Origin of the sequence: Bacillus cereus group sp. BfR-BA-01311 (assembly GCF_022664295.1) — a bacterium.
Taxonomy (GTDB): Bacteria; Bacillota; Bacilli; order Bacillales; family Bacillaceae_G; genus Bacillus_A; species Bacillus_A cereus.
The window spans coordinates 520,247-546,863 of sequence record NZ_JAKUHC010000003.1 but is presented as its reverse complement, the minus strand read 5'-3'; the positions used below and the strand labels follow the sequence as shown (position 1 = coordinate 546,863).

The window sequence follows — 26,617 nt, the reverse complement described above, 5'->3', positions numbered from 1 at the left end:
CTCTTAATCCATTCGCTCGACTTGCATGTATTAGGCACGCCGCCAGCGTTCATCCTGAGCCAGGATCAAACTCTCCAATAAAGTTAGTTTGTCTAGCATCTAAAATAAAAATTGACGTTTCACGTTGTTTGTTTCGTTTAGTTTTCAAAGTTCAACATCGCGTTTCAGCGACTTTTATAATATATCATACTATATTATTTTCGTCAACAAGTTTTTTTGATAAGTTGTATCTCTCATTTGCTGACTCTGCCTATTATATAGGCTTTCTCTTCCCTATGCAAGTATTATTATAAAAAAATAAAGAGAGGGAAAATCCCCTCTCTTATTCTTCTGAAGAAACCTCTTCACTCGTTTCTTCCTCTTCATCTTTTTGTGCTTTTGCTACCGTCGCTACCTCTTGGTCTTCCTCTAATCGAATTAGACGAACACCTTGTGTATTACGTCCCATTTGAGAGATTTGATCAACTGGCATACGAATAATAACGCCTGCCGCTGTAATTAACATAATATCTTCTTCACCTGTAACAGACTTAACAGCTACTAATTTACCGTTCTTATCTGTAATGTTACAAGTTTTCAGACCTTTACCACCGCGACTTTGCAGACGGTATTCATCAATCGGTGTACGCTTTCCGTAACCATTTTTCGTTACAATTAGAACATTTACATCCTCTTCGACAATTTCCATACCTACAACTTGGTCTTCATCGCCCAACGTAATAGCTTTAACACCTGCAGCATTACGTCCCATAGAACGAACATCTTGTTCATTGAAACGAATTAGCATACCGTTACTTGTCCCGACAATAATATCCTTATCACCCGATGTTAAACGTACAGATATTACTTCATCCTCTTCACGAAGAGAAATTGCAATTAAACCATTTGTACGTATATTTGCAAATGATGAAAGTGGCGTTCTCTTAGAAACCCCTTGTTTTGTCGTAAAGAATAAGAACTGATCGTCACCAAATTCACGAATCGGAATAATAGCGTTAATCCACTCACCCTTATCTACCCCTAATAGGTTAATAATTGGTAGTCCTTTTGCAGTACGACTATACTCTGGAATTTCATATCCTTTCGTACGGTATACTTTACCCTTGTTTGTAAAGAATAAAATATGATCATGAGTAGACGTTGTTAATAAATGTTCAACAAAGTCATCATCATTCGTACCCATTCCTTGCACACCACGTCCCCCACGGTTCTGTGTTTTGTACGTAGAAGCTGGTAACCTCTTAATATAACCGTTATGAGTTAACGTAATCGCAATGTTTTGTTCAGGAATTAAATCTTCATCTTCAATAAATTCCATACCGCCAATTGTAATTTCTGTTCGTCTCTTATCATTGAAACGCTCTTTTACTTCTGTTAATTCTTCACGAATAATCTCAAGAACTTTTTCTTCATCTGCTAAAATCGCTTTTAATTCAGCAATTAACTTCATTAAGTCTTGATATTCTTGCTCAATTTTTTCACGTTCTAATCCAGTTAAGCGTTGCAGACGCATATCTAAAATCGCTTGCGCTTGTTTCTCACTTAAACCAAAACGTTCCATTAAGCCTTGCTTTGCAATATCTGCCGTTTTTGAACTACGAATTAACGTAATAACTTCATCAAGATGATCTAAAGCAATTCGTAATCCTTCTAAAATATGAGCACGTGCTTCTGCTTTTTCTAATTCATAAGCAGTACGTCTACGAATTACTACCTTCTGATGCTCTAAATAATGATATAGATTTTGTTTTAAATTTAGTACTTGTGGCTCCCCATTTACAAGAGACAACATATTAATACCGAAACTTGTTTGCAGCGCTGTATGTTTATATAGATTGTTTAATAGTACGTTTGCATTAGCATCACGACGTACTTCCATGACAATACGCATACCATTACGATCTGATTCATCACGTAAATCTGTAATACCTTCAATTTTCTTATCGCGAACTAATTCTGCGATTTTTTCAATTAATCGCGCCTTATTAACTTGATAAGGTAGTTCAGTTACGATAATAGATTGTTTACCGTTTGACTTCTCTTCAATTTCAACCTTAGCACGAAGCATAATGGAACCGCGACCTGTTTCATAAGCTCTTCGAATTCCACTTCTTCCTAAAATTAAACCTGCCGTCGGAAAGTCTGGACCAGGAATATATTCCATCAATTCTGCGATAGTAATATCAGGATTATGACTTAATGCCAGCACACCATCAATTACTTCGCCAAGCTGATGCGGCGGTATATTTGTTGCCATACCAACAGCAATACCTGTTGTACCGTTTACTAATAAATTAGGGAAACGCGCTGGTAGTACTATCGGTTCTCTTTCGGAACCATCATAGTTATCTTGATAATCAATTGTATTTTTTGAAATATCACGTATTAATTCCATAGAAATCTTAGACATTCTTGCCTCTGTATAACGCATTGCTGCTGCTGAATCTCCATCTACAGAACCGAAGTTACCATGCCCATCTACAAGCATATAACGTTGACTAAAATCTTGCGCCATACGTACCATTGTTTCATAAACGGCTGAATCACCATGAGGGTGATACTTACCGATTACTTCACCGACAATACGTGCTGATTTCTTATACGCTTTATCAGCTGTAATTCCTAAATCATTCATCGCATATAAAACCCTACGATGCACAGGTTTTAATCCATCACGAACATCTGGTAATGCACGAGATACGATAACACTCATTGCGTAATCTAAAAATGAGGTACGCATTTCATGACTAATATTAATTTCTCGAATTCGTGCTTGTTGTTGATTGTCTGACATCAACGAGCACCTCCTCTTACATTTCCGTTACACATACATTGATTTATATGTAGAAGACAGGAATACTTAGATTCCTGTCATTACTCATTTAAATATCAAGGTTCTTCACGTATTTTGCATTCTCTTGGATAAAGTTACGACGCGGTTCTACTTTATCACCCATTAAAATTTCAAACGTTTCGTCTGCTTCTATTGCATCTTGAAGAGAAACTTGAAGTAACGAACGTACTTCTGGATCCATTGTCGTCTCCCATAGCTGAGTTGGATTCATCTCCCCAAGACCTTTATAACGTTGAATTCCTGGTTTCGGCTGGGCTGGTAGCTCAGCTAAGATTTTTTCAAGTTCCTTATCGTTGTAAGCATATTGAATTTTTTTACCTTGTTGTATTTTAAACAATGGCGGCTGTGCAATATAGATATAACCACACTCAATTATTTGACGCATATAACGATAGAAGAACGTTAATAATAGGGTACGAATATGTGCACCATCAACATCGGCATCGGTCATAATAATAACTTTATGATAGCGTGCTTTTTCAATATCGAAGTCTCCACCAATATTTGTACCGATTGCCGTAATAATTGTACGAACTTCATCATTTGATAAAATCTTATCTAAGCGCGCCTTTTCCACATTAATAATTTTACCTTTCAGCGGTAAAATTGCTTGGAAATGACGATCGCGTCCTTGTTTTGCAGATCCACCCGCAGAGTCACCCTCTACGATGTAAATTTCACTAATTGCTGGATCTTTCGAAGAGCAATCAGCTAATTTACCAGGTAAACTTGAAACTTCTAACGCACTCTTTCGACGTGTCAATTCACGCGCTTTTTTCGCAGCTACACGTGCACGTGCAGCCATCGTACCTTTTTCTACAATTTTTCGCGCTACATTAGGATTTTCTAGTAAGAACTTTTCAAATGCCTCTGAGAATACAGACTCTGTAATTGTTCTCGCTTCACTATTCCCAAGTTTTGTCTTCGTTTGTCCTTCAAATTGTGGATTTGGATGCTTGATTGATACAATTGCTGTTAAACCTTCACGAACATCCTCACCAGTTAAATTACTGTCCGCATCTTTTAAAATGCTATTTTTACGACCATAGTCGTTGATTACACGAGTTAAAGCTGTTTTAAAACCTACCTCATGTGTACCACCTTCATACGTATGGATGTTATTCGTAAATGAGTAAATATTATTTGTGTATCCTTCGTTATATTGAAGAGAAACCTCAACCTGAATACCATCTTTTGAACCTTCTACGTACACAGGCTCTTCATGAATCGGTTGTTTTGAGCGATTTAAATGCTCAACGTATGATTTAATTCCACCTTCGTAATGGAATTCTTTCTTTTGCTTATGTTCACGTTTATCTTCAATTGTTAATTTAATATTACGATTTAAAAACGCTAATTCACGCATACGAGTTGCTAGCGTATCAAAATCGTATACTGTTGTTTCTTGGAAAATTTCCGGATCTGGTTTAAATCGAGTTATTGTTCCTGTTTGATCGGTGTCACCAATGACTTTTAAATCTGCAACCGGAATACCTCTTTCGTATTTTTGATAATGGATTTTACCTTCACGATGTACAAATACTTCTAATTCTGTTGATAGAGCATTTACAACCGATGCCCCAACACCATGTAAACCACCAGAAACTTTATAACCGCCACCGCCAAATTTACCACCGGCGTGGAGAACAGTCATAATAACTTCTACAGCTGGACGTCCCATTTTTTCTTGTATACCAACCGGAATACCACGCCCATTATCCGTTACACGAATACTATTATCTTCTTCGATACTAACATTAATTTCATCACAATAACCTGCAAGTGCTTCATCAATACTATTATCTACGATTTCCCAAACAAGATGGTGAAGCCCTTTTCCACTTGTAGATCCAATATACATACCAGGGCGTTTCCGAACTGCCTCTAGTCCTTCAAGCACCTGTATCTGACTTTCATCATATGCATTTTCTTGCATTTGCTTTTGTTCCATTGACACAAAGATCACCTACTTTTCCATTTAAACAGGGGTTATTCCCTATCTATTTCACAATCTACAGTGCCGTTCGTTACATGAATTGTTTTCGCTTCTTTTAATGTTTCGTGTTCAATTCCGTCGACACTCGTCGTTGTAACAAATGTTTGCACTTTTCCTTGAATTGTATTTAAAAGATGTGATTGACGATAATCATCTAATTCTGATAAAACATCATCCAACAAAAGGATTGGATATTCTTTAACCTCTGAATAAATCAATTCAATTTCAGCTAATTTTAGGGATAGTGCGGTCGTTCGTTGTTGTCCTTGCGAACCAAAGACTTGAACATTTTTACTATTAACGAAGAATTGTAAATCGTCACGATGAGGACCAATTAAAGTCGTACCACGGAAAATTTCACGTTGTTTCACAGATTGAAAACTTTCATAGTATACTTCTTTTATTTTCGACAAATCCATTGATTCTGATACATCTACACTTGGTTTATAGACAATTTCTAACTCTTCTAATCCACGGCTTATACCTCGATGAATTGGAGCTGCCCATTCCTGTAGCAAATGCAAAAATTCAAAACGTTTTTGCAGTATTTTCGCACCATGCTCAATTAGTTGAAGTGTAAATACATCCAACATCGTTTCCTCATTCTTACTATTCCCTTGCATTTTTTTCAACAAGTGATTTCGTTGCGTGAGCACCTTTTGATATTGACTTAATTCATACAAATATACAGGAGCTATTTGTCCTAATTCCATATCTAAAAAGCGTCTTCTTACTTGAGGGCTTCCTTTTACAAGATTTAAATCTTCTGGGGCAAACATGACAACGTTCATCACGCCAATATATTGACTTAACTTTTGCTGTTCAAGTTGATTTAATTTTGCCTTTTTACCTTTTTTCGAAATATTTAATTCCAAAGACAAAGAACTGTTTCTTTTTTGTAATTTCCCTTTTATTTGACCAAAATCTTCATCCCAGCGGATAAGTTCGCGATCATTAGAGGTTCTATGAGATTTCGCCATCGCTAAAACATAAATAGCTTCCATCAAATTTGTTTTCCCTTGCGCATTTTCGCCGATAATTACATTTACCTTATCTTCAAAGGAAAGCTCTAATTTTTCATAATTGCGATAGTTTTTTAATTGTATTTCTGAAATAAACAAAGGGCTCCCCCTTTATGCCTGAACTTGGAAAGTTCCGCTTCCTGGAATTTCAATAACATCATTCGCATATAGTTTGCGACCTCTTCTATTTTCAAGTTCGTTGTTCACGTACACTTCATATTCTTGTAAAAACCATTTTACAGCGCCACCTGTATCAATTACATCAGCTAACTTTAAAAATTGTCCTAGTGTAATATACTCTGTTGAAATTTTAATACGTTTCATAAAATCGCTCACTTTCTGAAAGTGTTCATTCTTTCATTGTACTAAATAAACTAGCATTAGGAAAGTAATACCCAAAAATCAAATAAGGGCCACTAGCATCTTTAAACTAGCAACCCTTATTCCTTACCTAGTAAGTACGAACCGGTAAAATTAATTGAATAATTGAATCATCATTTACTGTACGAATTAAGAACGGTCTCATCGCCCCAGTAAAGCTAACTTTAATCTCTGTACTATCCAAAGCTTTCAATGCATCCATCATATATTTTGCACTAAAAGATATTTTTAACTCTTCTCCATCTACTTTTTCGCATTGTACTTCTTCGACAACTTTTCCGATTTCTGGTGAATTCGAAGAAATCTCTAGCATTTCTTGCTCTAAAGTTGATAATTTAACAACGTTATTGCGGCCATCTCTTGCTAATAGTGAAGCACGATCAATTGCTTGTAGGAATTCTTTTGTATTCACAAAAATATCCGTTTTACTCTCTGCCGGAATTAAACGTGTCGTATCAGGATAATTCCCTTCTAACAATCTTGAGAAGAATAATAAATGTTTTGTACGGAATAATACTTGATACTCCGTAATAACGATATCTACCATTTCTTCAGACTCATCTAAAATTTTACTTAATTCATTTAAGCTCTTACCTGGGATAACAACATTAGCTTGGAATTCATCTGCAATATTATGTCCTTCAATTTTTGCTTTTCGAAGTGCCAGCCTATGACTATCTGTTGCAATACAAGTTAACTCGCTGTTATATACCTTCCAGTTTACACCTGTCAAGATTGGTCTTGTTTCAGAAGTAGAAACTGCAAATACAGTTTGTCTGATCATATGTTTAAGTAAATCTGTTGGTATCTTAAATACATGATGTTCTTCAATCTGTGGCAATAACGGATATTCTGCAGAATCTAAACCATTTAAGTTAAACTCTGATTTTCCAGATTTTATTTTTGTCATAAAATGATTTTCTACAGAAATTTCGACAGTGTCTTTAGGTAGTTTTTTTACAATCTCACTAAAATATTTTGCCTGTAAAACAATGCTTCCTGATTGAGCTATTTCTACGATTTCTTTTCCATCTTCTTCGACTGGAATAAACGATTCAATCGAAATATCAGCATCGCTTCCTGTTAATGTAACTCCTTCTTCAGTTGCTACAACTTTAATTCCCGTAAGAATTGGGATTGTTGTACGAGAAGAAACTGCCTTCATTACATCTTGTACACCTCTTACAAGATAGTCTTTTTGTATTGTAAAACGCATAAAGAAAAACCTCCGGTAAGTATAAGATTTTATTTAATTAATAAAGATAAAAAATAGTAGTAATAGTAATAGGGCTTGTGGATATGTGGATAACCCCGCTAAAGGATGTAAAAACAGTCTATCTACATGTGGATAGACTGTGCGTAAAACAAGGTAAGTTATTCACACTATTCAGCTACTACTTTAAAATACCATTAATTTCTTCAACTTGCTTTTGTAATTGCGTATCGGTTTTTAGTAGTTTAGAGATTTTTTCATGGGCATGGATAACTGTTGTATGATCACGTCCACCAAATTCTTCACCTATTTTTGGTAAAGAGGAATCTGTAAGCTCGCGCGATAAATACATTGCAATTTGGCGAGGAAACGCAACTGATTTTGTACGTTTTTTCGCTTTAAAATCTTCTAATTTCACTTGATAAACGTCCCCGACAGCTTTTTGAATATCATAAATAGAGATAATTTTCGGCTTAGAATTTGGAATAATATCTTTAAGTGCTTCAGCTGCTAAATCAGCATTAATATCTTTATTAATTAAAGATGAATAAGCTACAACTCGGATAAGTGCACCTTCTAATTCACGAATATTTGAATCAATTTGATTTGCGATATAAAGCATAACTTCATTTGGTATATCAAGCCCTTCAGCTTTTGCTTTTTTGCGTAAAATCGCAATTCGTGTCTCTAAATCTGGCGGCGTAATGTCTGTAATAAGTCCCCATTCAAAGCGGGAACGAAGACGATCTTCTAAAGTTGGAATTTCTTTTGGTGGTCGGTCACTAGAAATTACAATTTGTTTACTTTCTTCGTGTAATGCATTAAATGTATGGAAAAACTCTTCTTGAGTCTGTTCTTTTCCAGCAAGAAATTGAATATCATCTATCAATAAAACATCTACGTTACGATATTTATTACGAAAATCAACAGCTTTATTATCACGAATAGAGTTAATAAATTCATTTGTAAATTTTTCTGATGATAAATATACAACTTTTGCATTTGGATTATGTTCAATTACATAATGACCAATTGCGTGCATTAAATGTGTCTTTCCAAGTCCAACTCCCCCGTAAATAAAGAGTGGATTATACGCTTTAGCTGGCGCCTCAGCTACAGCTAATGAAGCTGCATGGGCAAAACGGTTACCAGAGCCAATAACAAATGTATCGAATGTATATTTTGGATTTAACATGCTCTGTGGTAAATGAGCTGAATCATCTTGTGCTGGATTCGGCTTAACTGGAGGCAGATCAATGTCCTCTTCAGCTTGACTTTGGGGAATAATAAAGCGAATTGCTAATTTTGCCCCTGTTAAATCGTATAGTGTTTCTGAAATTAGTTCGGAGTAATGAGATTCTAGCCAGTCACGAGCAAATTCATTCGGAGCTGTAATCGTTAATACGTCTTTCTTCAAGTTATGAGCCGTTGTGGATTTTAACCATGTCTCATAACTAGGCTTGCTTACCTTTTTTTCTAATTCTTTTAAGGCACTATTCCATAAATCAGAGATATTTTCCAAAGGTGTCCCTCCTTTACTAAGTTGGTAAAAGAATAAGGTTGCGCAACAAATGTACAACCTAATAAATATAAAATGTATATTTATACGAAACGTATTTTAAAACCTAAAAACGTCGTTTGTATATGAGATAGGGTTTTCGACAAAAAAAAGCAAATGTGGACAACTATTTACCCACATGTGATTAAAACTGTCCACATGTTATACACAAATTGTGGATAAGATAAAGGTGTGGAAAACTTATTCAAAGTGAAAACACAACTATAATATCAAAAAAAAGTGGCTATAGCAATGAATTTAAGAAAGTTATCCACAAAATCAATACCTTGTGGAATAAACTTGTCCACAACACGATATACTGTGTAAAAGTGCGAAAAAAGTTTGTGGATATAAAAAACGTGAAAAAATATTTATCCACAAGGAAATATAGGTGCTGTGAAAAAGTATGTGAATAGGTTCAAAATGAATATTTGATGAAAATTTCTAGAACCATTGACATTTTCCTAGTTAATTAACTATAATTTATAGGACTGTCTTTAACAGATATTCCTCAGGGAGGTGTCATATAATGAAAAGAACTTACCAACCAAATAAACGTAAGCGCAGCAAAGTACATGGTTTCCGCAGCCGTATGAGCACAGCGAACGGACGTAAAGTGCTAGCAGCTCGTCGTCGTAAAGGAAGAAAAGTATTATCTGCGTAGACCACTGATCGTTCAGTGGTCTTTTTTTCTAATAATAGTGAATTTCCGCTGATGAAATACAGGAGTGTCAATTGATATGAAGAAAAAACATCGTATAAAGAAGAATGATGAATTCCAGGCGGTTTTTCAAAAAGGAAAATCAAATGCAAATCGTCAGTTTGTTGTATACCAATTAGATAAAGAAGAACAGCCAAACTTTCGCATCGGCCTTTCTGTTAGCAAGAAAATAGGAAATGCAGTAGTTCGTAATCGAATTAAGCGCATGGTCCGTCAGGCTATTACAGAGTTAAAAGATGAGATAGCTTCTGGAAAAGATTTTGTTATAATAGCAAGGAAGCCTTGTGCAGAGATGACATATGAAGAAGTAAAGAAAAGCTTAATTCATGTCTTTAAACGCTCTGGTATGAAAAGAATAAAAAAGTAGCGTAAGGAAATGAATTACACTATATACATACCGATACAAGGAGGAGTAGGCTTTGAAAAAGAAATTAGGTTTACTAGCCATGCTTATTGCATTAATGGCGATTACTGCTGGCTGTAGTGAAGTAAATCAGCCAATTACACCAAAAAGCACTGGAATTTGGAATGAATACTTCGTATACCCGCTTTCTCAGTTAATCACGTATTTTGCAAACTTATTTAACAGTAATTATGGTTTAGCAATTGTTGTTACGACTCTTATCATTCGTTTTGCGTTATTACCATTAATGATTAAACAAACGAAGAGTACGAAAGCGATGCAAGCGTTACAACCGGAAATGGTGAAGTTAAAAGAGAAATATAGCTCTAAAGATCAAGCGACACAGCAAAAACTGCAGCAAGAAATGATGCAGTTATACCAAAAAAATGGTGTAAATCCATTAGCTGGTTGTTTACCAATCTTTATTCAAATGCCAATTCTGTTCGCTTTTTATCATGCAATTATGAGAACAGCTGAAATTAAACAACATAGTTTCTTATGGTTCGATTTAGGACATGCAGACCCGTTCTATATCTTACCAGTCGTTGCAGCAATTACGACATTTATTCAGCAAAAGCTTGCAATGGCAGGAACAGCTGGCCAAAATCCACAAATGGCAATGATGCTTTGGCTTATGCCGATTATGATTTTAATCTTTGCAATTAACTTCCCAGCTGCATTATCACTTTACTGGGTTGTTGGTAATATCTTTGGTATTGCTCAAATGTACTTTATTAAAGGGCCAGAGATTAAGGCTAGTAAGGCTGGTAAGGCTGGAGGCTCAAGCAAGTGAGTGTAATTACTGCTAAAGGACAAACAGTCGAGCTGGCAGTAGAGGATGCTTTAAGGCAATTAAATACATCAAAAGATCGAGTAGATATAAATATTGTCGATGAGGGTAAAAGGGGATTCTTAGGTTTATTTGGGAATCGCCCTGCAGTAGTAGAAGTTGTATTGAAGAAAGATCCAATTCAAGAATGTGAAGAATATTTAAGAAATGTTATTCACGATATGGGTGTGGAAGTCGAGATTAGTAAAATTGTAAAAGGACGCGAAATCGAATTTACAATTTCTGGTGATAATGTAGGTGTTTTAATTGGGAAAAGAGGTAATACATTGAACTCTTTACAGTATTTAACAAAACTTGTCGCGAATCGTAACACGAAGCAGTATATCGGTATTACACTAGATGCTGAAAATTATCGTAGTAAAAGAAAAAGTACGTTAGAATCACTTTCTTATCGATTAGCGAAACAAGTATTTAATACGAAAAAAAGAGTTATTTTAGAACCGATGCCATCTTTTGAACGAAAAATTATTCATCAGGCATTATCAAATCATCAAGGTATCAATACAACTTCTGAAGGAAATGAACCACATCGGCATGTTGTAATATCTCCTAAATGACCGGTTGCTCAAATGAGTGCCGGTTTTTTTGAGCGGAAAATAGATGTGGATAACTAAAAAACACTAAACTTATCCACTGTGAATAAGTTTAGTGTTTTTTACATGGGGATATAATAAAATGAGTTATTCTTCTTTTGTAGATAGGTTCGTTATGGTATCCTAATAATTTAGTGAAAGAAATAATCATGTTGAAATAGAGATAAATAAGCAAGTGAGGTGAAAGGACATGGAATTTGATACAATTGCTGCGATTTCCACAGCGCTTGGAGAGGGTGCAATTGCCATTGTTCGAGTAAGTGGGGATGATGCGGTTGAGAAAGTTGATCGTATTTTTAAGGGGAAGGATTTAACAGAGGTTCCTTCTCACACTATTCATTATGGTCATATTGTTGATTTAGATACAAATCAAGTTATTGAAGAAGTTATGGTGTCTATTATGCGCGCACCAAGGACTTTTACACGTGAAAATATAGTGGAAATTAACTGTCACGGTGGACTTGTTTCAGTAAATAAAGTATTGCAACTTATTCTAGCACAAGGAGTACGATTGGCAGAACCGGGCGAATTTACAAAACGTGCTTTTTTAAATGGACGTATCGACTTATCACAAGCAGAAGCTGTTATGGATTTGATTCGAGCAAAAACAGATCGTGCGATGAATGTAGCAATTAATCAAATGGAAGGGCGATTATCTAAATTAATTGGTCTTTTGCGTCAAGAAATATTAGAAACATTAGCTCATGTTGAGGTAAATATAGATTATCCAGAATACGATGATGTAGAAGAGATGACACATAATATTTTAATTGAGAAAGCGACGCATGTTCGTTCGGAAATCGAAAAAATATTAGAAACATCAAAACAGGGGAAAATTTTACGTGAAGGTATTGCTACAGCAATTATCGGTAGACCTAACGTTGGGAAATCATCGTTATTAAATAGTCTTGTTCAGGAGAAAAAGGCAATTGTAACTGATATTGCAGGAACAACTCGTGATGTTATTGAAGAGTACGTTAACGTGCGTGGTGTGCCTCTTAAACTTATAGATACAGCCGGTATTCGGGAGACAGAAGATGTTGTTGAACGAATTGGTGTGGAACGTTCAAAAGAAATGATGAGCCAAGCGGATTTAGTATTAGTTGTTGTCAACTATAGCGAGGCTTTAACAAATGAGGATGAAGATCTATTCCGTGCGGTACAAGGAAAAGACTTTATTGTTATTGTGAATAAGACTGATTTACCGCAAGCGATTGATATGGAACGTGTTACAGAGTTAGCCGCGGGAAATCGTGTTATTACAACATCCTTAATTGAGGAACAAGGAATAGATGAACTCGAAAAGGCAATAGCTGATTTATTCTTTGAAGGAACAATCGATTCTGCAGATATGACATATGTTTCTAATGCGAGACATATTGGATTATTAACACAAGCAGGAAAAACAATCGGTGATGCAGTTGAGGCGATTGAAAATGGTGTACCAATTGATATGGTACAAATTGATTTAACAAGAACGTGGGAAATACTTGGTGAAATTACTGGGGACACAGTGCATGAAAGCTTAATTGACCAGTTGTTCTCTCAATTTTGTTTAGGAAAATAATATAGTGAAGTTGTAGAAAGATAGAGATTATTAGGAGGAATAAACAATGGGATACAATGCCGGTTCATACGATGTCATAGTAATCGGTGCAGGTCATGCAGGATGTGAAGCTGGTCTTGCGGCAGCACGAATGGGCTCAAAAACATTAATGTTAACAATTAATTTGGATATGGTAGCATTCATGCCATGTAACCCTTCTGTTGGTGGACCAGCAAAAGGGATTGTTGTTCGTGAAATTGATGCATTAGGCGGAGAAATGGGACGTAATATTGATAAAACTCATATTCAAATGCGTATGCTAAATACAGGTAAGGGACCAGCCGTACGTGCACTTCGAGCGCAAGCTGATAAATTCGCTTACCAACATGAATTAAAGAAAACAATTGAAGAAACACCAAACTTAACGTTGTTCCAAGGAATGGTAGAGCGTTTAATCGTTGAAGAAGGTGTATGTAAAGGGGTAGTTACACAAGCTGGTGCAGAATATACAGCAAAAACCGTTGTAATTACAACTGGAACATTTTTACGCGGCGAGATTATCATGGGCGACTTAAAATATTCAAGCGGTCCAAATAATCAGCAACCGTCTATTACATTATCTGAGCATTTAGAGGAACTTGGATTTGATCTTGTTAGATTTAAAACAGGGACACCTCCGCGTGTAAACAGTAATACAATTGACTACAGTAAAACAGAAATTCAACCAGGTGATGATAAGCCACGTGCGTTCTCTTTTGAAACAACGAAATTTATTATGGATCAAATTCCATGTTGGTTGACATATACAAGTACAGAAACACACCGTTTAATAGATGAAAATTTACATCGTTCAGCTATGTATTCTGGTATGATTAAAGGAACAGGCCCTAGATACTGTCCTTCTATTGAAGACAAAGTAGTAAGATTTAATGATAAACCACGTCATCAAATTTTCTTAGAGCCAGAAGGGCGTAATACACAAGAAGTATATGTACAAGGTTTATCCACAAGCTTACCAGAAGATGTACAACGTGACATGCTTAGAACAATTCCAGGCCTAGAAAATGTTGAAATGATGCGTACAGGTTATGCAATTGAATATGATGCAATTGTGCCAACACAACTATGGCCAACACTTGAAACGAAAAAGATTAAAAATTTATATACAGCAGGACAAATTAATGGAACTTCTGGTTACGAAGAGGCGGCCGGACAAGGGCTTATGGCTGGAATTAATGCAGCATGCCGTTCTTTAGGTAAAAAAGAAGTTGTTTTAGGTCGCGAGGATGCTTATATTGGCGTCTTAATTGATGATCTTGTAACGAAAGGTACAAATGAACCATATCGTTTATTAACGTCTCGTGCAGAATACCGTCTATTATTACGCCACGATAATGCTGATCTTCGTTTAACTGAAGTTGGTCGTGAAATTGGATTAATTAAAGAAGAGCGCTATGAGCGATTTACAAATAAAAAATTACAAATTGAACAGGAAAAGGAACGTTTAAGCAGCATTATTATTAAACCACGTCCTGAAGTTCAAGAATTAATTCGCAATATTGGCGGAAGTGAATTGAAAGATGGAATACGTGCAAGTGACTTATTACGTCGTCCAGAGATGACATATGAGCATATTCATCTTTTAGTACCAAGTGAAGTAGAATTAAGTGATGAAGTTAAAGAACAAGTTGAAATTCAGATTAAGTATGAAGGGTATATTGAAAAATCTTTACAGCAAGTAGAGCGTATGAAGAAAATGGAGAGTAAAAAAATCCCTGTAGATATTGATTATGATGCGATTTCTAGCCTTGCTTCAGAAGCTAGACAAAAATTGAAAGATGTTCGTCCACTTTCAATGGGGCAGGCTTCACGTATTTCTGGCGTAAATCCAGCGGATATTTCCATTTTACTTGTGTATATAGAACAAGGAAAAATTGCACGCGTATCGAACCAATAAATAGTAAGGAGATATTGCTAGATGAACATAGAACAATTTCAATCTATGCTAGAAGAGAAGGGAATCACCCTCTCTTCTAGACAGTTAGAGCAGTTCAAAATCTACTTTGAAACATTAGTAGAGTGGAATGAAAAAATGAACTTAACGGCTATTACAGAAAAAGAAGAAGTATATTTAAAACACTTTTTTGATTCCATTACAGCTGCTTTTTATTATGATTTTTCAAAACCATTCTCAATTTGTGATGTTGGTGCAGGGGCTGGATTCCCAAGTATTCCTTTAAAAATCTGTTTCCCGCACTTAAAAGTAACAATTGTAGATTCATTGCAAAAACGTATTAATTTCTTAAATCACTTAGCCCAAAAGTTAGAATTAAGTGATGTTGCATTTTGTCACGATCGTGCTGAAACATTTGGGAAAAAAGAAGGTGTGCGTGAATCATACGATATTGTAATGGCACGTGCAGTTGCGCGTCTTTCTGTATTAAGTGAGCTATGTTTACCACTTGTAAAAGTTGGAGGAACATTCATTGCAATGAAAGGTGCAGCAGCAAACGAAGAAATTGAAAATGGCAAGTATGCTTTAGAGGTGCTAGGCGGAGAGTTGAAAGAGATGTCTACTTTCCAATTACCATTTGAAGAGAGTGAACGTAATATTTTATTAATCGAGAAAAAGCGCAAGACACCAAAGAAATATCCACGCAAACCGGGAACACCCAATAAATTACCTATTGAAAAATAAATCTTATTAGACGTAAGATTAAATTATATAAATGAAAACGTAAATGTTTCATAGGAAACATTTTATGGAGAATAGTCAATAGGCCTAAAAGGTGGTGGAATATGTATGAAAAATACGTTTTCTCGTTTATTTGGCTTTGGAGATAAAGAGAGCGAATTCGAATTACAAGACGAAAGCCATGAAGAGATAGATAAAAAGGTATATGAAGAAATACAAGAAATTCCGATAGTAAATATTACCCCTAACCGTTATCAACCAAGAACAGTTTTTGATGATGCGCGTATTGATGAGCTAGCATTAACAATTCGTACACATGGACTTATTCAACCGATTGTTGTAAGGCAATATGAGGATGATAAGTACGAGATTATTGCTGGAGAAAGACGTTTTCGCGCGGCAACAAAGTTAGGTTGGGAAAAGGTTCCTGCAATTATAAAGAATTTAAATGATACAGAGACAGCTTCTGTAGCTTTAATTGAAAACTTGCAACGTGAGGAACTAACGGCAATCGAGGAAGCTGTGGCATATCAAAAGCTGATTGAGTTACATAATTTAACACAAGAAGCATTGGCACAACGACTTGGAAAAGGACAATCTACAATCGCAAATAAGTTGCGCTTGTTAAAGTTGCCTGAAGAAATAAAAAGTGCATTATTAGAAAAAAGCATTACAGAACGTCATGCCCGCGCTCTCATTCCTTTAAAAAATGAGGAATTACAACTGAAGGTTTTACAGGAAATTGTTGAGAAACAACTAAATGTAAAGCAAACAGAAGAACGAATTGCGAAGTTACTAGAGGAAGCGAAACCGAAGCGTAAGGCAAAGCAAAAAGCAGTAAGTCGAGATACGAGGATTGCTATGAATACAATTAGACAATCTTTACAAATGGTTACTGAAAGTGGTTTGAATGTTAATTCTGAGGAAGAAGAATTTGATGAGTACTATCAAATTACAATTAAAATTCCAAAGAAAAAATAATAATGACGTGCTAGAGACCTTATCCTATTGGAGAGGTCTCTTTTACTATATTTTCTTGTTAAATGAAGAAGGAGTTTAGAAATAAATTTTGAAGTTTAATAAAGGACGTAAAAGAAAAAGTTTTATTTCATGTTACAATAAACGTAATTGTTACTAGAATAAGATAGAAAGGTTGAAAGTAGGTGACATCATGGGAAAAATCATTGCTATTGCTAATCAAAAAGGCGGTGTTGGAAAAACAACAACATCTGTTAATTTAGGGGCTGGATTGGCGCAAGTAGGTAAAAAAGTCCTTCTTGTAGATATTGATGCTCAAGGAAATGCAACGACTGGTGTGGGAATTGAAAAATCTGAATTAGATCAATGTATTTACAACGTTCTTGTGGAAGATGCAGATGTTCAAGGGGTTATACAGAAAACCGCAACTGAAAACTTAGATGTTCTACCCGCTACAATTCAATTGGCTGGTGCTGAAATTGAATTGGTACCGACTATTTCCCGGGAAGTACGTTTGCAAAGAGCATTACAGCCAGTTCGTGATGAATATGACTATATTATTATCGACTGTCCCCCATCTTTAGGGTTATTAACGATTAATGCATTAACAGCAGCAGATTCTGTTATTATTCCTGTACAGTGTGAATATTACGCACTAGAAGGGTTAAGTCAGCTATTAAATACAGTTCGACTTGTACAAAAACATTTAAATAAAAATTTAGCAATTCAAGGTGTATTGTTAACAATGTTGGATGCCCGTACAAATTTAGGGATTCAAGTTATAGATGAAGTGAAAAAGTATTTTAGGGATAAAGTATATCGCTCGATTATTCCGCGTAATGTACGCTTGAGCGAGGCTCCAAGTCATGGGAAACCTATTATGCAGTATGACGCTAAATCAAGAGGAGCAGAAGTGTATATAGATTTAGCAGAGGAAGTGATTGCAGGTGGCTAAAGGATTAGGAAGAGGAATTAATGTGTTTTTTCCTGATTTAGATGTGAAAGAAGAGGAAACAATTCAGGAGATTCTTGTAACTGAATTAAGGCCGAATCCATATCAACCGCGTAAACACTTTAATAAAGAGGCGATTCAGGAATTAGCAATTTCGATTAAGGAACACGGTATTCTACAACCATTAATTGCTAGGAAGAGTATTAAAGGATATGAAATTGTTGCAGGTGAAAGACGATTTCGTGCTGCAAAAGAGGCTGGTTTAGAAAAAGTACCTGCGGTTGTAAGACAATTAACTGAACAGCAAATGATGGAATTTGCTTTGTTAGAAAACTTACAACGAGAAGATTTAAATCCTATGGAAGAGGCAATGGCATACCAGATGTTAATGAATGAGCTAAATGTAACGCAAGAACAATTAGCGAAACGTCTTGGTAAAAGCAGACCTTACATTGCAAATTATACTCGGTTATTAAGCCTACCTTCTTTCGTACAAGATATGATTGCAAATGGTCAACTTTCAATGGCTCATGGGAGAACTTTACTTACGATAAAAGATGAAGAACAATTGAAGTCCTTATTGAAACGCATTGAAAAAGAAGGATTAAATGTTCGTCAATTAGAGAAAATCGTCCAAGAGATTAATCAACACGTTTCACGTGAAACAAAAAAAGTGAAAAAAGAGCGAAATATATTTTTCGTAGAACGTGAAACGTTCTTAAGAGAAAAGTTTGGCACAGATGTGAAAATTAAAGAGACGAAAAAAGAAAAAGGTAAAATCGAAATTGAATTTTTTAATAAAGAAGATTTAAATCGTATTTTAGAACTATTAGCACAGAAAAATTAAAAAGCAAACCATCTTATTATTTATAGATGGTTTGCTTTTTTTAATGCGGATAATTTTTGATCCGTCTCTTTTATACTTTTTGCGATTACATCAGCCATTTTCATGACTAAACTTAATCTTGTATTTTGAAGAACGAAAAACTCCATAAACCCATTTAGATTGACGATACCGTGTATGTGCAAATCACCAACTGCAGGTAATTTCTTATTCATAGCAGCTCCAGGTTTACTAGGTCCCTTTCCAGTAGTGATTGATCCGATATTTTGGGACTTTCCTAAACATGCATCAACAGCAATTATAAATGCAGTAGGATATTCTTTCTGTATATTCTGAATTTTCTCTTCTAAATTTAGCGCATGTACTGGCTCATCTAGTGTACCGAATACTTGGAGGTTTTGGATGTCTATTTGTTCAAGTTTTGTACCAACTAATGGGCCGAGTGCGTCACCTGTAGAGCGATCTGTGCCGATACAAACGAGAATGAGTGGTATATTAGTTTTAATAGGAATATGGGTAAGTAAGAAATTACTGATTATTTCAGAGGCTTCTAGATCTTGGTGCATAACGTTTTGAGTTTCTTTCTCAAAAAATGGTAAGCGAAAACTTCCAATATTCATGAAGCACCCATCCTTTTAATAAATTTTCAATATATGTTATATGGTGAGGAAAATGGAAAGTTATAAGTGCGTAATTTTTGCAAAATGTGAATGAAAACGGAAATAATAGTACTAGTATATATATATTCGTTCCATTTTATACCTGGATGTCGGGGATAAAATAGGATTAAAATCATAAAATTTTTTCAGCAATTAGGGGACTTCTGATACAATAATAAGGGTAACTAAAAAGAAATTTTAGCTAGAGAGGTAGAGGTACATGGATTTATTAGCGAAGTGGTTTAATTCTATGAAACAGTATTTATTAGATGCTGATCGTTGGGCTCATATTGGAGTTGCGACATTAAAAATATGTATTATTTTAACAATTGGTGCAGTTGTTGTGCGAATTGCAAGGGCGGTTGTACGAAATGCGTTTCGTATGGGGAGTCGTTCTCCAATTCAAATTTCAGAACGTCGTACAGTTACAGTAGCGAAATTACTTGAAAATATTGTAGCGTACGTTGTTATGTTCATTATGCTAATTGCGATTTTAGGTGTATTTGATATTAATGCATCAGGTTTATTAGCGGGTGCTGGGGTAATTGGTTTAGCAGTCGGATTTGGTGCTCAAAGTTTAGTGAAAGACGTTATTACAGGTTTATTTATTTTGTTAGAAGATCAGTTTTCAGTTGGCGATTATGTTAAAATCGGTCAATTTGAAGGAGTCGTTTTAGAAATTGGACTTCGTACAACGAAAGTAAAGAGTTGGACAGGTGAAATTCATACTTTACCAAATGGAAGTATTATTCAAGTTACTAACTACTCAGTTAGTAATAGTGTAGCGTTTGTTGATGTATCTATTTCATATGAGGCTGATATTGCGAAAGCAGAGCAAGTTATTGAAGATTTATTAGTAGAATTACCTTCAAAGTACGAAAAAATGGTAACAACGCCTCAATTATTAGGTGTGCAAACATTAGCTGCATCAGAAGTTATATTACGTGTTATTGCTGAAGTAGAACCGATGCAACATGCAGTTATTGCAAGGGCACTTCGTAAAGAGATTAAAAATCGTCTTGATTTACATGGAATTGAAATTCCATATCCACGTATGGTTTTATATAATCGTGAAGAATTAGTTAGTGGAAAAGCAATTTAGTATGGAGAGGAGTTTGGAGAATGGAGCAAAAGGAATATAACTTGTATGATGTTGTGGAAATGAAGAAAGCCCATCCATGTGGCGAGAATCGTTGGAAAATTATTCGTATGGGAATGGATATCCGCATTAAGTGCGAGGGGTGTGACCATTCAGTAATGATTCCTCGAAGAGAGTTTGATCGTAAGGTGAAAAAAATACTTGTGAAGCACGAAGAATAGAGGGAGAGTAACAGTTACAGTAGGTAACTGTTACTTTTTTTCGTTTGGCGGAAACTTGTCATTTTTTTCGTTACTATCTATAATGATGAAAGATTGAGACATAGGAGTGAAAAATATGGGATTAACGGCTGGGATTGTTGGATTACCTAACGTAGGGAAGTCCACTTTATTTAATGCAATTACACAAGCAGGAGCAGAATCTGCGAACTATCCATTCTGTACAATTGATCCAAACGTAGGGATTGTAGAAGTACCAGATGAGCGTTTAAATAAATTAACGGAATTAGTAGAACCGAAAAAGACTGTTCCGACTGTATTCGAGTTTACTGATATTGCAGGTATCGTAAAAGGTGCTAGTAAAGGTGAAGGTTTAGGAAATAAATTCTTATCTCACATTCGTCAAGTAGATGCAATTTGCCAAGTTGTTCGTTGTTTTGAAGACGAAAATATTACGCACGTTTCAGGGAAAGTAGATCCAATTGATGATATTGAAACAATCAATTTAGAGCTAATTTTAGCGGATTTAGAGTCTGTTGATAAGCGTATCGAGCGTGTTGCGAAATTAGCAAGACAAAAAGATAAAGAAGCGGTATATGAGCATGAAATTTTAGTTCGTTTAAAAGAAGCTTTTGAAGAGGGAAAACCAGCTCGTACTGTTGAATTTACAGAAGAGCAGATGAAGATTGTTAAAGGCCTTCATTTACTTACAACAAAAGAAATGTTATACGTAGCGAATGTAAGTGAAGACGATATTATCGATCCTTCGGAAAATAAATACGTACAAATGGTAAAAGAATTTGCAGCAAATGAAAATTCTCAAGTAATCGTTGTATGTGCAAAAATTGAATCAGAAATCGCTGAATTAGACGAAGAAGAGAAAAAAGTATTCCTTGAAGAATTAGGAATTGAAGAGTCTGGTTTAGATCAATTAATTCGTGCAGCATATGACCTATTAGGACTTGCTACGTACTTTACAGCTGGCGTTCAAGAAGTACGTGCTTGGACATTTAAACAAGGAATGAAGGCACCACAATGTGCTGGTGTTATTCATACAGACTTTGAGCGTGGATTTATTCGTGCAGAAACAGTTTCTTACGATGATTTAATGACAAACGGTTCTATGACAGCTGCAAAAGAAGCTGGAAAAGTACGTTTAGAAGGAAAAGAATATATCGTAAAAGACGGAGATGTTATGCACTTCCGTTTTAACGTTTAATTTAATATTTCCTAGGAAAAATAAAGATATGAACTTGGCAAATATATTATATGTTTGCCAAGTTTTTTATGTATTGGTGAGTTGATTCATATAACTTACTATGATATAATCTAAACTCGTGAGTAATTACTATAAATTAATTGCTCCTTGCCCATTACGGGCCGTTTAGACCAAAAGGAGGTGAAAGTGTAATGAGAAAGTACGAAATTATGTACATCATTCGTCCTGGCGTTGAAGAAGAAGCTCAAAAAGCTTTAGTTGAACGTTTTGCAGGTGTTTTAACAAACAATGGTGCAGAAATCATTAACACGAAAGAGTGGGGTAAGCGTCGTTTAGCTTACGAAATCAACGACTTACGTGAAGGTTTCTACATGATCTTAAACGTGAAATCTAACGCAGAAGCGATTAACGAATTCGACCGTTTAGCTAAGATCAACGAAGACATCCTTCGTCATATCGTTGTTAAAGAAGAAGAAAAATAATTGATATATAAGGGAGAGTGGTTCGATTGATGAATCGTGTTATCCTCGTTGGTCGTTTAACTAAGGACCCTGACTTACGTTACACGCCCAATGGTGTCGCAGTAGCTACTTTTACGTTAGCTGTGAATCGCGCATTTGCCAATCAGCAAGGTGAGCGTGAAGCTGACTTTATTAATTGTGTAATATGGCGTAAACAAGCAGAAAACGTAGCAAATTATTTGAAAAAAGGTAGCTTAGCAGGCGTAGATGGGCGTCTTCAAACTCGTAATTACGAGGGACAAGATGGTAAACGTGTATACGTAACAGAAGTTCTTGCGGAAAGCGTGCAATTTTTAGAGCCGCGTAATGGCGGTGGGGAGCAACGTGGTTCATTTAATCAGCAACCATCAGGAGCTGGTTTCGGTAACCAAGGCTCTAACCCATTTGGTCAATCTAGTAATTCAGGTAACCAAGGTAACTCTGGATTTACGAAGAATGACGATCCATTTTCAAATGTAGGTCAACCGATCGACATTTCCGACGACGATTTACCGTTCTAATACAGTAAATTTGTTAGTTTTAACAAAGAATGGAGGGAAATAGACATGGCAGGACGCAAAGGTGGACGTGCGAAACGTCGTAAGGTGTGTTTCTTCACAGCTAACGGCATCACTCGCATTGACTATAAAGATGTTGATTTATTAAAACGTTTCGTTTCTGAGCGTGGTAAAATTTTACCTCGTCGTGTAACAGGAACAAGCGCAAAATACCAACGCAAACTTACAGTTGCAATTAAACGTGCTCGTCAAATGGCACTTTTACCATATGTTGGTGAATAATAGCGTATGAAATGCACAGTAGAGTCGGACTCTACTGTGCATTTTGCTATGCTTTTCTTTTTGAAAGAGAGGTTAAAATGTGAAACAAACAAAGTTTATTACAGAAGGTGCAGCATTATTAGCTATATATGCAATTTTATTGCTTATATCTATGTATGTTCCGATTTTGGGTACAGTTGTAACTTTTGCGTTGCCGTTACCATTTATACTATTAATGATAAGACATAAACTATCTAATGTGCTCGTGGTTTTTGTAGCAGCACTTTTTGTTACTATTATTGTGAGTCAACCGCTGAATTTAGTGAAGACAATTATGTTTGGATTGATAGGGATTGTTTTAGGATATATGTATAAAACAAGAAAAAAGCCAGTTGAAATCTTAATAGCGGGGACGCTTGCATACTTAATTGGTTTTGTACTTATTTATGTTGCGAGTATAAAGTTTTTCAACATAGATATAATGAAGCAAATGCAAAGTATGTTTAGTGAAAGTATGGCGAAAAGCGAAAAGATAGTAAGTGCTACAGGTATGCCGATTAGTAAGGAACAAAAAGAGCTACTTGCACAAATGAATGATATATTACAATCGTTACTTCCAAGTATACTTGTGCTAGTTTCAGTATGTTTTTCTTGGATTACAGTGATAATATCAGGTAGTGTTTTGAAAAAGTTAAAACATGAAGTTATATCTTGGCCTAAATTTAAAGATATACAATTACCAAAGAGTATCATTTGGTATTACGTTATATTTATTTTGTTAGCAACTTTTATAAAAGTAGAACCAACATCATATTTACATATGGTATTTTCTAACCTAAATGTCATATTTGCACTATTGCTTGTACTGCAAGGTCTGACATTTATCGCCTTTTTAGCGTATAGAAAAGGTTTTACTAAAGGGGTTCCTATTATTAGTTTTATTGCATGCATGTTTATTCCGATGCTGTTTCCTCTTGTGACAATCTTAGGTATAATTGACTTAGGGATTTCATTGCGTTCTAAAATAGGGGGATAAAATAATATTCCTTATACTATTTTAATCTGTTTAACTAACTGGAAGGTAAGTTAGTTTTACTTTATAGGAGTTGTATACATGCCTGAATTTGATAAGAAACAGTGGTTTTTATATCCTGTTTATGTATTGGCATTTTTTGTGTTTGTGCTCATTTCAATTCTCTGTTATTTTCATTTAATTATGGGTATAGCTGCTTTTGTCATTTTTTGTATCGTATTCTTTATCGTTATACGATTTGAACTTAATTTTCAAAGGAATTTCGAAAAGCATACGACAGATATGATTACAAGAGTAAAGAAAGTAAGTAATGAAGCATTTAACCAAATGCCGATTGGTATTTTGTTATACAATAAGGATTATGGGATTGATTGGGCAAATCCTTATTTATCTTCATGTCTGGGACAGCACGCATTAGCTGGATGGCACCTTTACGATGTATCAGAAACATTACTTCTTTTCATTAAAGGAGAAACTTCTGATGATATAGTCTCTTTAAATAATCGAAAGTTTCGCGTTTTTGTAAGGAAAGAAGAAAAGTTAATTTATTTCTTTGATGTAACGGAACAAACAGAAATCGAAAAGATGTACGAGGATCAAAGGACTGTTTTAGCTGTCATCTATTTGGATAATTATGATGAAGTTACACAAGGATTAGATGATCAATTACGTACGAATATAACAAGTCTTGTGACATCGCGACTAAATGAATGGGCACTTAAGTATGGTGCTTATTTAAAACGTGCATCTTCAGAAAGATTCTTCGTTGTGCTAAATGAAAGTATTTTGACGCAGATGGAGAAAGGGAAATTTAGCATTTTAGATCAGGTGCGTGAAGAAACATCTAAAAGGAATATACCACTTACATTAAGTGTGGGTGTCGGATCAGGTGATTTACCTTTATCAGAGCTTGGAGCAATGGCTCAATCTGGTTTAGATCTTGCGCTTGGGCGTGGGGGAGACCAAGTAGCTATTAAACAAGCGACAGGTAAAGTTAAGTTCTATGGAGGTAAGACAAATCCGGTTGAAAAACGTACCCGTGTACGCGCCAGGGTCATTTCGCATGCGTTAAAGGATTTAGTATTAGAAAGTAGTAATGTCATTATTATGGGGCATAGGGCTCCCGATATGGACGCAATTGGTGCTGCGATTGGTATTTTAAAAGTGGCTCAATTAAATGAGCGTAAAGGATATATTGTGTTAGATGAAAATGATTCCGATAAAGGAATTAAGCGTTTGATGGACAAAGTGAAACAAAATGAGGAGTTATGGTCTCATTTTATTACTCCAGAGCAAGCGATGGAATTTGCAAATGATGAGTCGTTACTTGTTGTTGTCGATACGCATAAACCTTCTATGGTGATGGAGCAAAAACTGTTACATAAAATTGAAAATGTAGTAGTTATTGATCATCATCGCCGTGGAGAAGATTTTATTGAAGACCCATTGCTAGTTTATATGGAACCATATGCTTCTTCAACGGCAGAATTGGTTACAGAATTACTTGAGTATCAACCTAAAAATTTAAAGATGACAATGTTAGAAGCGACGGCATTGTTAGCGGGTATTATTGTCGACACGAAAAGTTTCACATTCCGGACAGGGGCTCGTACATTTGATGCTGCTTCTTATTTACGCTCACATGGTGCAGATACTGTACTTGTACAAGAACTTTTAAAGGAAGATATGGATCAGTATTTACGGGTTGCAAAAGCTATAAAAAATGCGTACATTTATAAAAATGGAATTGCGATTGCTAAAGTTGATAGTGATGATTACTACGATCAAGTGCTTATTGCGCAATCGGCAGACACGTTATTAACGATGACAGGGATTATTGCATCATTTGTTGTTGCGAAACGTGGCGAGAATCTCATTGGAATTAGCAGCAGGTCTTTAGGTGAAGTGAATGTGCAGCTAATTATGGAAAACTTAGGCGGTGGCGGGCATTTGACGAATGCAGCCACACAGATGAAAAATGTTACAGTAGATGAAGCTGAGGAGAAGCTTCGATTTGTTATTGATGACTATTTACAGGGAGGCACACAATCATGAAAGTAATTTTTCTAAAAGACGTAAAAGGTAAAGGTAAAAAAGGAGAAGTAAAAAACGTACCAGATGGCTATGCAAATAACTTCTTACTAAAACAAGGATTAGCTGCTGAAGCAACAAATAGCAGTATGAAAACTTTAGAAGCTCAAAAGCGTAAAGAAGAAAAAGATGCAGCAGCAGAGCTTGAAAATGCAAAAGAGTTAAAAGAGACTTTAGAGAAATTAACTGTAGAATTAAAGGCGAAATCTGGAGAAGGTGGCCGTTTATTTGGTTCTATCACAAGCAAACAAATCGTAGATGCAATGCAAAAATCACACAAGATTAAACTTGATAAACGTAAATTTGAAATGGACGATGCAATCCGTGCGCTAGGTTATACAAACGTTACTGTGAAATTGCATCCACAAGTAACAGCAACAGTAAAAGTTCATGTTAGTGAACAATAAAAATAA

The 26,617-nt window shown here is 35.5% G+C and carries 26 protein-coding genes and 1 rRNA gene; 19 read left to right on the top strand and 8 right to left on the bottom strand.

Going from position 1 to position 26,617, the window contains the following annotated elements:
* The 7 genes from MR136_RS10605 to dnaA all read right to left on the bottom strand — a co-directional run.
* Positions 1-81 (bottom strand): 16S ribosomal RNA (locus MR136_RS10605); the annotation flags it as partial.
* Positions 82-322: 241 nt separating this feature from the next.
* Positions 323-2,794 (bottom strand): DNA gyrase subunit A, encoded by a 2,472-nt coding sequence (gene gyrA, locus MR136_RS10600; protein ID WP_001282864.1) that lies wholly within the window; start codon positions 2,792-2,794, stop codon positions 323-325.
* An 88-nt stretch (positions 2,795-2,882) separates the two neighbouring features.
* Positions 2,883-4,805: a DNA topoisomerase (ATP-hydrolyzing) subunit B gene (gyrB, locus tag MR136_RS10595; protein ID WP_000435982.1), complete on the bottom strand. Its 1,923-nt coding sequence runs from the start codon at positions 4,803-4,805 to the stop codon at positions 2,883-2,885.
* A 38-nt stretch (positions 4,806-4,843) separates the two neighbouring features.
* The gene (recF, locus tag MR136_RS10590) at positions 4,844-5,971 is read right to left on the bottom strand and encodes a DNA replication/repair protein RecF (protein ID WP_000470745.1); all 1,128 of its coding nucleotides are present in this window, start codon (positions 5,969-5,971) and stop codon (positions 4,844-4,846) included.
* A gap of 12 nt (positions 5,972-5,983) precedes the next feature.
* Positions 5,984-6,196 carry a S4 domain-containing protein YaaA gene (gene yaaA / locus MR136_RS10585; RefSeq protein ID WP_000821364.1) on the bottom strand — a complete coding sequence of 71 codons (213 nt, stop codon included), beginning with the start codon at positions 6,194-6,196 and terminating at the stop codon, positions 5,984-5,986.
* 127 nt (positions 6,197-6,323) lie between these two features.
* Entirely contained in the window at positions 6,324-7,469 is a 1,146-nt protein-coding gene (gene dnaN / locus MR136_RS10580) for a DNA polymerase III subunit beta (RefSeq protein WP_001212884.1), read from the bottom strand.
* Positions 7,470-7,647: 178 nt separating this feature from the next.
* Positions 7,648-8,988 carry a chromosomal replication initiator protein DnaA gene (gene dnaA, locus MR136_RS10575; protein ID WP_000428017.1) on the bottom strand — a complete coding sequence of 447 codons (1,341 nt, stop codon included), beginning with the start codon at positions 8,986-8,988 and terminating at the stop codon, positions 7,648-7,650.
* A gap of 565 nt (positions 8,989-9,553) precedes the next feature.
* On the opposite strand from dnaA, the gene rpmH reads away from it, so the two are divergent.
* The 10 genes from rpmH (at position 9,554) to spo0J (ending at position 18,609) form a co-directional block, all read left to right on the top strand.
* On the top strand, positions 9,554-9,688 hold the full coding sequence (gene rpmH / locus MR136_RS10570; protein ID WP_000831901.1) for a 50S ribosomal protein L34: 135 nt from the start codon (positions 9,554-9,556) through the stop codon (positions 9,686-9,688).
* 76 nt (positions 9,689-9,764) lie between these two features.
* Positions 9,765-10,112: a ribonuclease P protein component gene (gene rnpA / locus MR136_RS10565; RefSeq protein WP_000726619.1), complete on the top strand. Its 348-nt coding sequence runs from the start codon at positions 9,765-9,767 to the stop codon at positions 10,110-10,112.
* A 52-nt stretch (positions 10,113-10,164) separates the two neighbouring features.
* The gene (gene spoIIIJ / locus MR136_RS10560; RefSeq protein ID WP_000727734.1) at positions 10,165-10,941 is read left to right on the top strand and encodes a YidC family membrane integrase SpoIIIJ; all 777 of its coding nucleotides are present in this window, start codon (positions 10,165-10,167) and stop codon (positions 10,939-10,941) included.
* Entirely contained in the window at positions 10,938-11,555 is a 618-nt protein-coding gene (gene jag / locus MR136_RS10555; protein ID WP_000111516.1) for an RNA-binding cell elongation regulator Jag/EloR, read from the top strand. The genes spoIIIJ and jag overlap by 4 nt, the downstream gene beginning before the upstream one ends.
* A 226-nt stretch (positions 11,556-11,781) precedes the next feature.
* Complete coding sequence (gene mnmE, locus MR136_RS10550) at positions 11,782-13,158, top strand: tRNA uridine-5-carboxymethylaminomethyl(34) synthesis GTPase MnmE (protein WP_000393757.1); 1,377 nt, start codon at positions 11,782-11,784, stop codon at positions 13,156-13,158.
* Positions 13,159-13,204: 46 nt separating this feature from the next.
* On the top strand, positions 13,205-15,094 hold the full coding sequence (gene mnmG, locus MR136_RS10545; protein WP_000541031.1) for a tRNA uridine-5-carboxymethylaminomethyl(34) synthesis enzyme MnmG: 1,890 nt from the start codon (positions 13,205-13,207) through the stop codon (positions 15,092-15,094).
* Positions 15,095-15,115: 21 nt separating this feature from the next.
* Positions 15,116-15,835 (top strand): 16S rRNA (guanine(527)-N(7))-methyltransferase RsmG, encoded by a 720-nt coding sequence (rsmG, locus tag MR136_RS10540; RefSeq protein ID WP_001019628.1) that lies wholly within the window; start codon positions 15,116-15,118, stop codon positions 15,833-15,835.
* Positions 15,836-15,940: 105 nt separating this feature from the next.
* On the top strand, positions 15,941-16,813 hold the full coding sequence (gene noc, locus MR136_RS10535; RefSeq protein ID WP_000799016.1) for a nucleoid occlusion protein: 873 nt from the start codon (positions 15,941-15,943) through the stop codon (positions 16,811-16,813).
* Between the two features lie 190 nt (positions 16,814-17,003).
* Positions 17,004-17,765 (top strand): sporulation initiation inhibitor protein Soj, encoded by a 762-nt coding sequence (soj, locus tag MR136_RS10530; protein ID WP_000516114.1) that lies wholly within the window; start codon positions 17,004-17,006, stop codon positions 17,763-17,765.
* On the top strand, positions 17,758-18,609 hold the full coding sequence (gene spo0J / locus MR136_RS10525; protein ID WP_001051832.1) for a stage 0 sporulation protein Spo0J: 852 nt from the start codon (positions 17,758-17,760) through the stop codon (positions 18,607-18,609). The genes soj and spo0J overlap by 8 nt, the downstream gene beginning before the upstream one ends.
* A gap of 20 nt (positions 18,610-18,629) precedes the next feature.
* On the opposite strand, the gene yyaC is transcribed toward spo0J, so the two are convergent.
* A complete protein-coding gene (gene yyaC / locus MR136_RS10520) occupies positions 18,630-19,226 on the bottom strand; it encodes a spore protease YyaC (RefSeq protein ID WP_001020714.1) in 597 nt (198 codons plus the stop codon).
* A gap of 259 nt (positions 19,227-19,485) precedes the next feature.
* Between yyaC and MR136_RS10515 the strand changes: the two genes are divergently transcribed.
* The 9 genes from MR136_RS10515 (at position 19,486) to rplI (ending at position 26,611) form a co-directional block, all read left to right on the top strand.
* Positions 19,486-20,367: a mechanosensitive ion channel family protein gene (locus tag MR136_RS10515; protein WP_000364814.1), complete on the top strand. Its 882-nt coding sequence runs from the start codon at positions 19,486-19,488 to the stop codon at positions 20,365-20,367.
* A gap of 20 nt (positions 20,368-20,387) precedes the next feature.
* Positions 20,388-20,585 (top strand): DUF951 domain-containing protein, encoded by a 198-nt coding sequence (locus MR136_RS10510; protein ID WP_000435485.1) that lies wholly within the window; start codon positions 20,388-20,390, stop codon positions 20,583-20,585.
* A 115-nt stretch (positions 20,586-20,700) separates the two neighbouring features.
* A complete protein-coding gene (gene ychF, locus MR136_RS10505; RefSeq protein WP_000524657.1) occupies positions 20,701-21,801 on the top strand; it encodes a redox-regulated ATPase YchF in 1,101 nt (366 codons plus the stop codon).
* A 191-nt stretch (positions 21,802-21,992) separates the two neighbouring features.
* Positions 21,993-22,283, top strand: a complete 291-nt coding sequence (gene rpsF, locus MR136_RS10500; RefSeq protein ID WP_001233778.1) for a 30S ribosomal protein S6 — start codon at positions 21,993-21,995, stop codon at positions 22,281-22,283.
* A 26-nt stretch (positions 22,284-22,309) separates the two neighbouring features.
* Positions 22,310-22,822 carry a single-stranded DNA-binding protein gene (gene ssb / locus MR136_RS10495; RefSeq protein ID WP_000981966.1) on the top strand — a complete coding sequence of 171 codons (513 nt, stop codon included), beginning with the start codon at positions 22,310-22,312 and terminating at the stop codon, positions 22,820-22,822.
* Between the two features lie 45 nt (positions 22,823-22,867).
* Positions 22,868-23,101: a 30S ribosomal protein S18 gene (gene rpsR, locus MR136_RS10490; RefSeq protein WP_000918873.1), complete on the top strand. Its 234-nt coding sequence runs from the start codon at positions 22,868-22,870 to the stop codon at positions 23,099-23,101.
* Positions 23,102-23,180: 79 nt separating this feature from the next.
* A complete protein-coding gene (locus MR136_RS10485) occupies positions 23,181-24,116 on the top strand; it encodes a YybS family protein (protein WP_000814840.1) in 936 nt (311 codons plus the stop codon).
* A 78-nt stretch (positions 24,117-24,194) separates the two neighbouring features.
* On the top strand, positions 24,195-26,168 hold the full coding sequence (locus MR136_RS10480) for a DHH family phosphoesterase (protein ID WP_001113785.1): 1,974 nt from the start codon (positions 24,195-24,197) through the stop codon (positions 26,166-26,168).
* Positions 26,165-26,611 (top strand): 50S ribosomal protein L9, encoded by a 447-nt coding sequence (gene rplI / locus MR136_RS10475; protein ID WP_000864228.1) that lies wholly within the window; start codon positions 26,165-26,167, stop codon positions 26,609-26,611. The genes MR136_RS10480 and rplI overlap by 4 nt, the downstream gene beginning before the upstream one ends.
* Positions 26,612-26,617 lie beyond the last annotated feature (6 nt).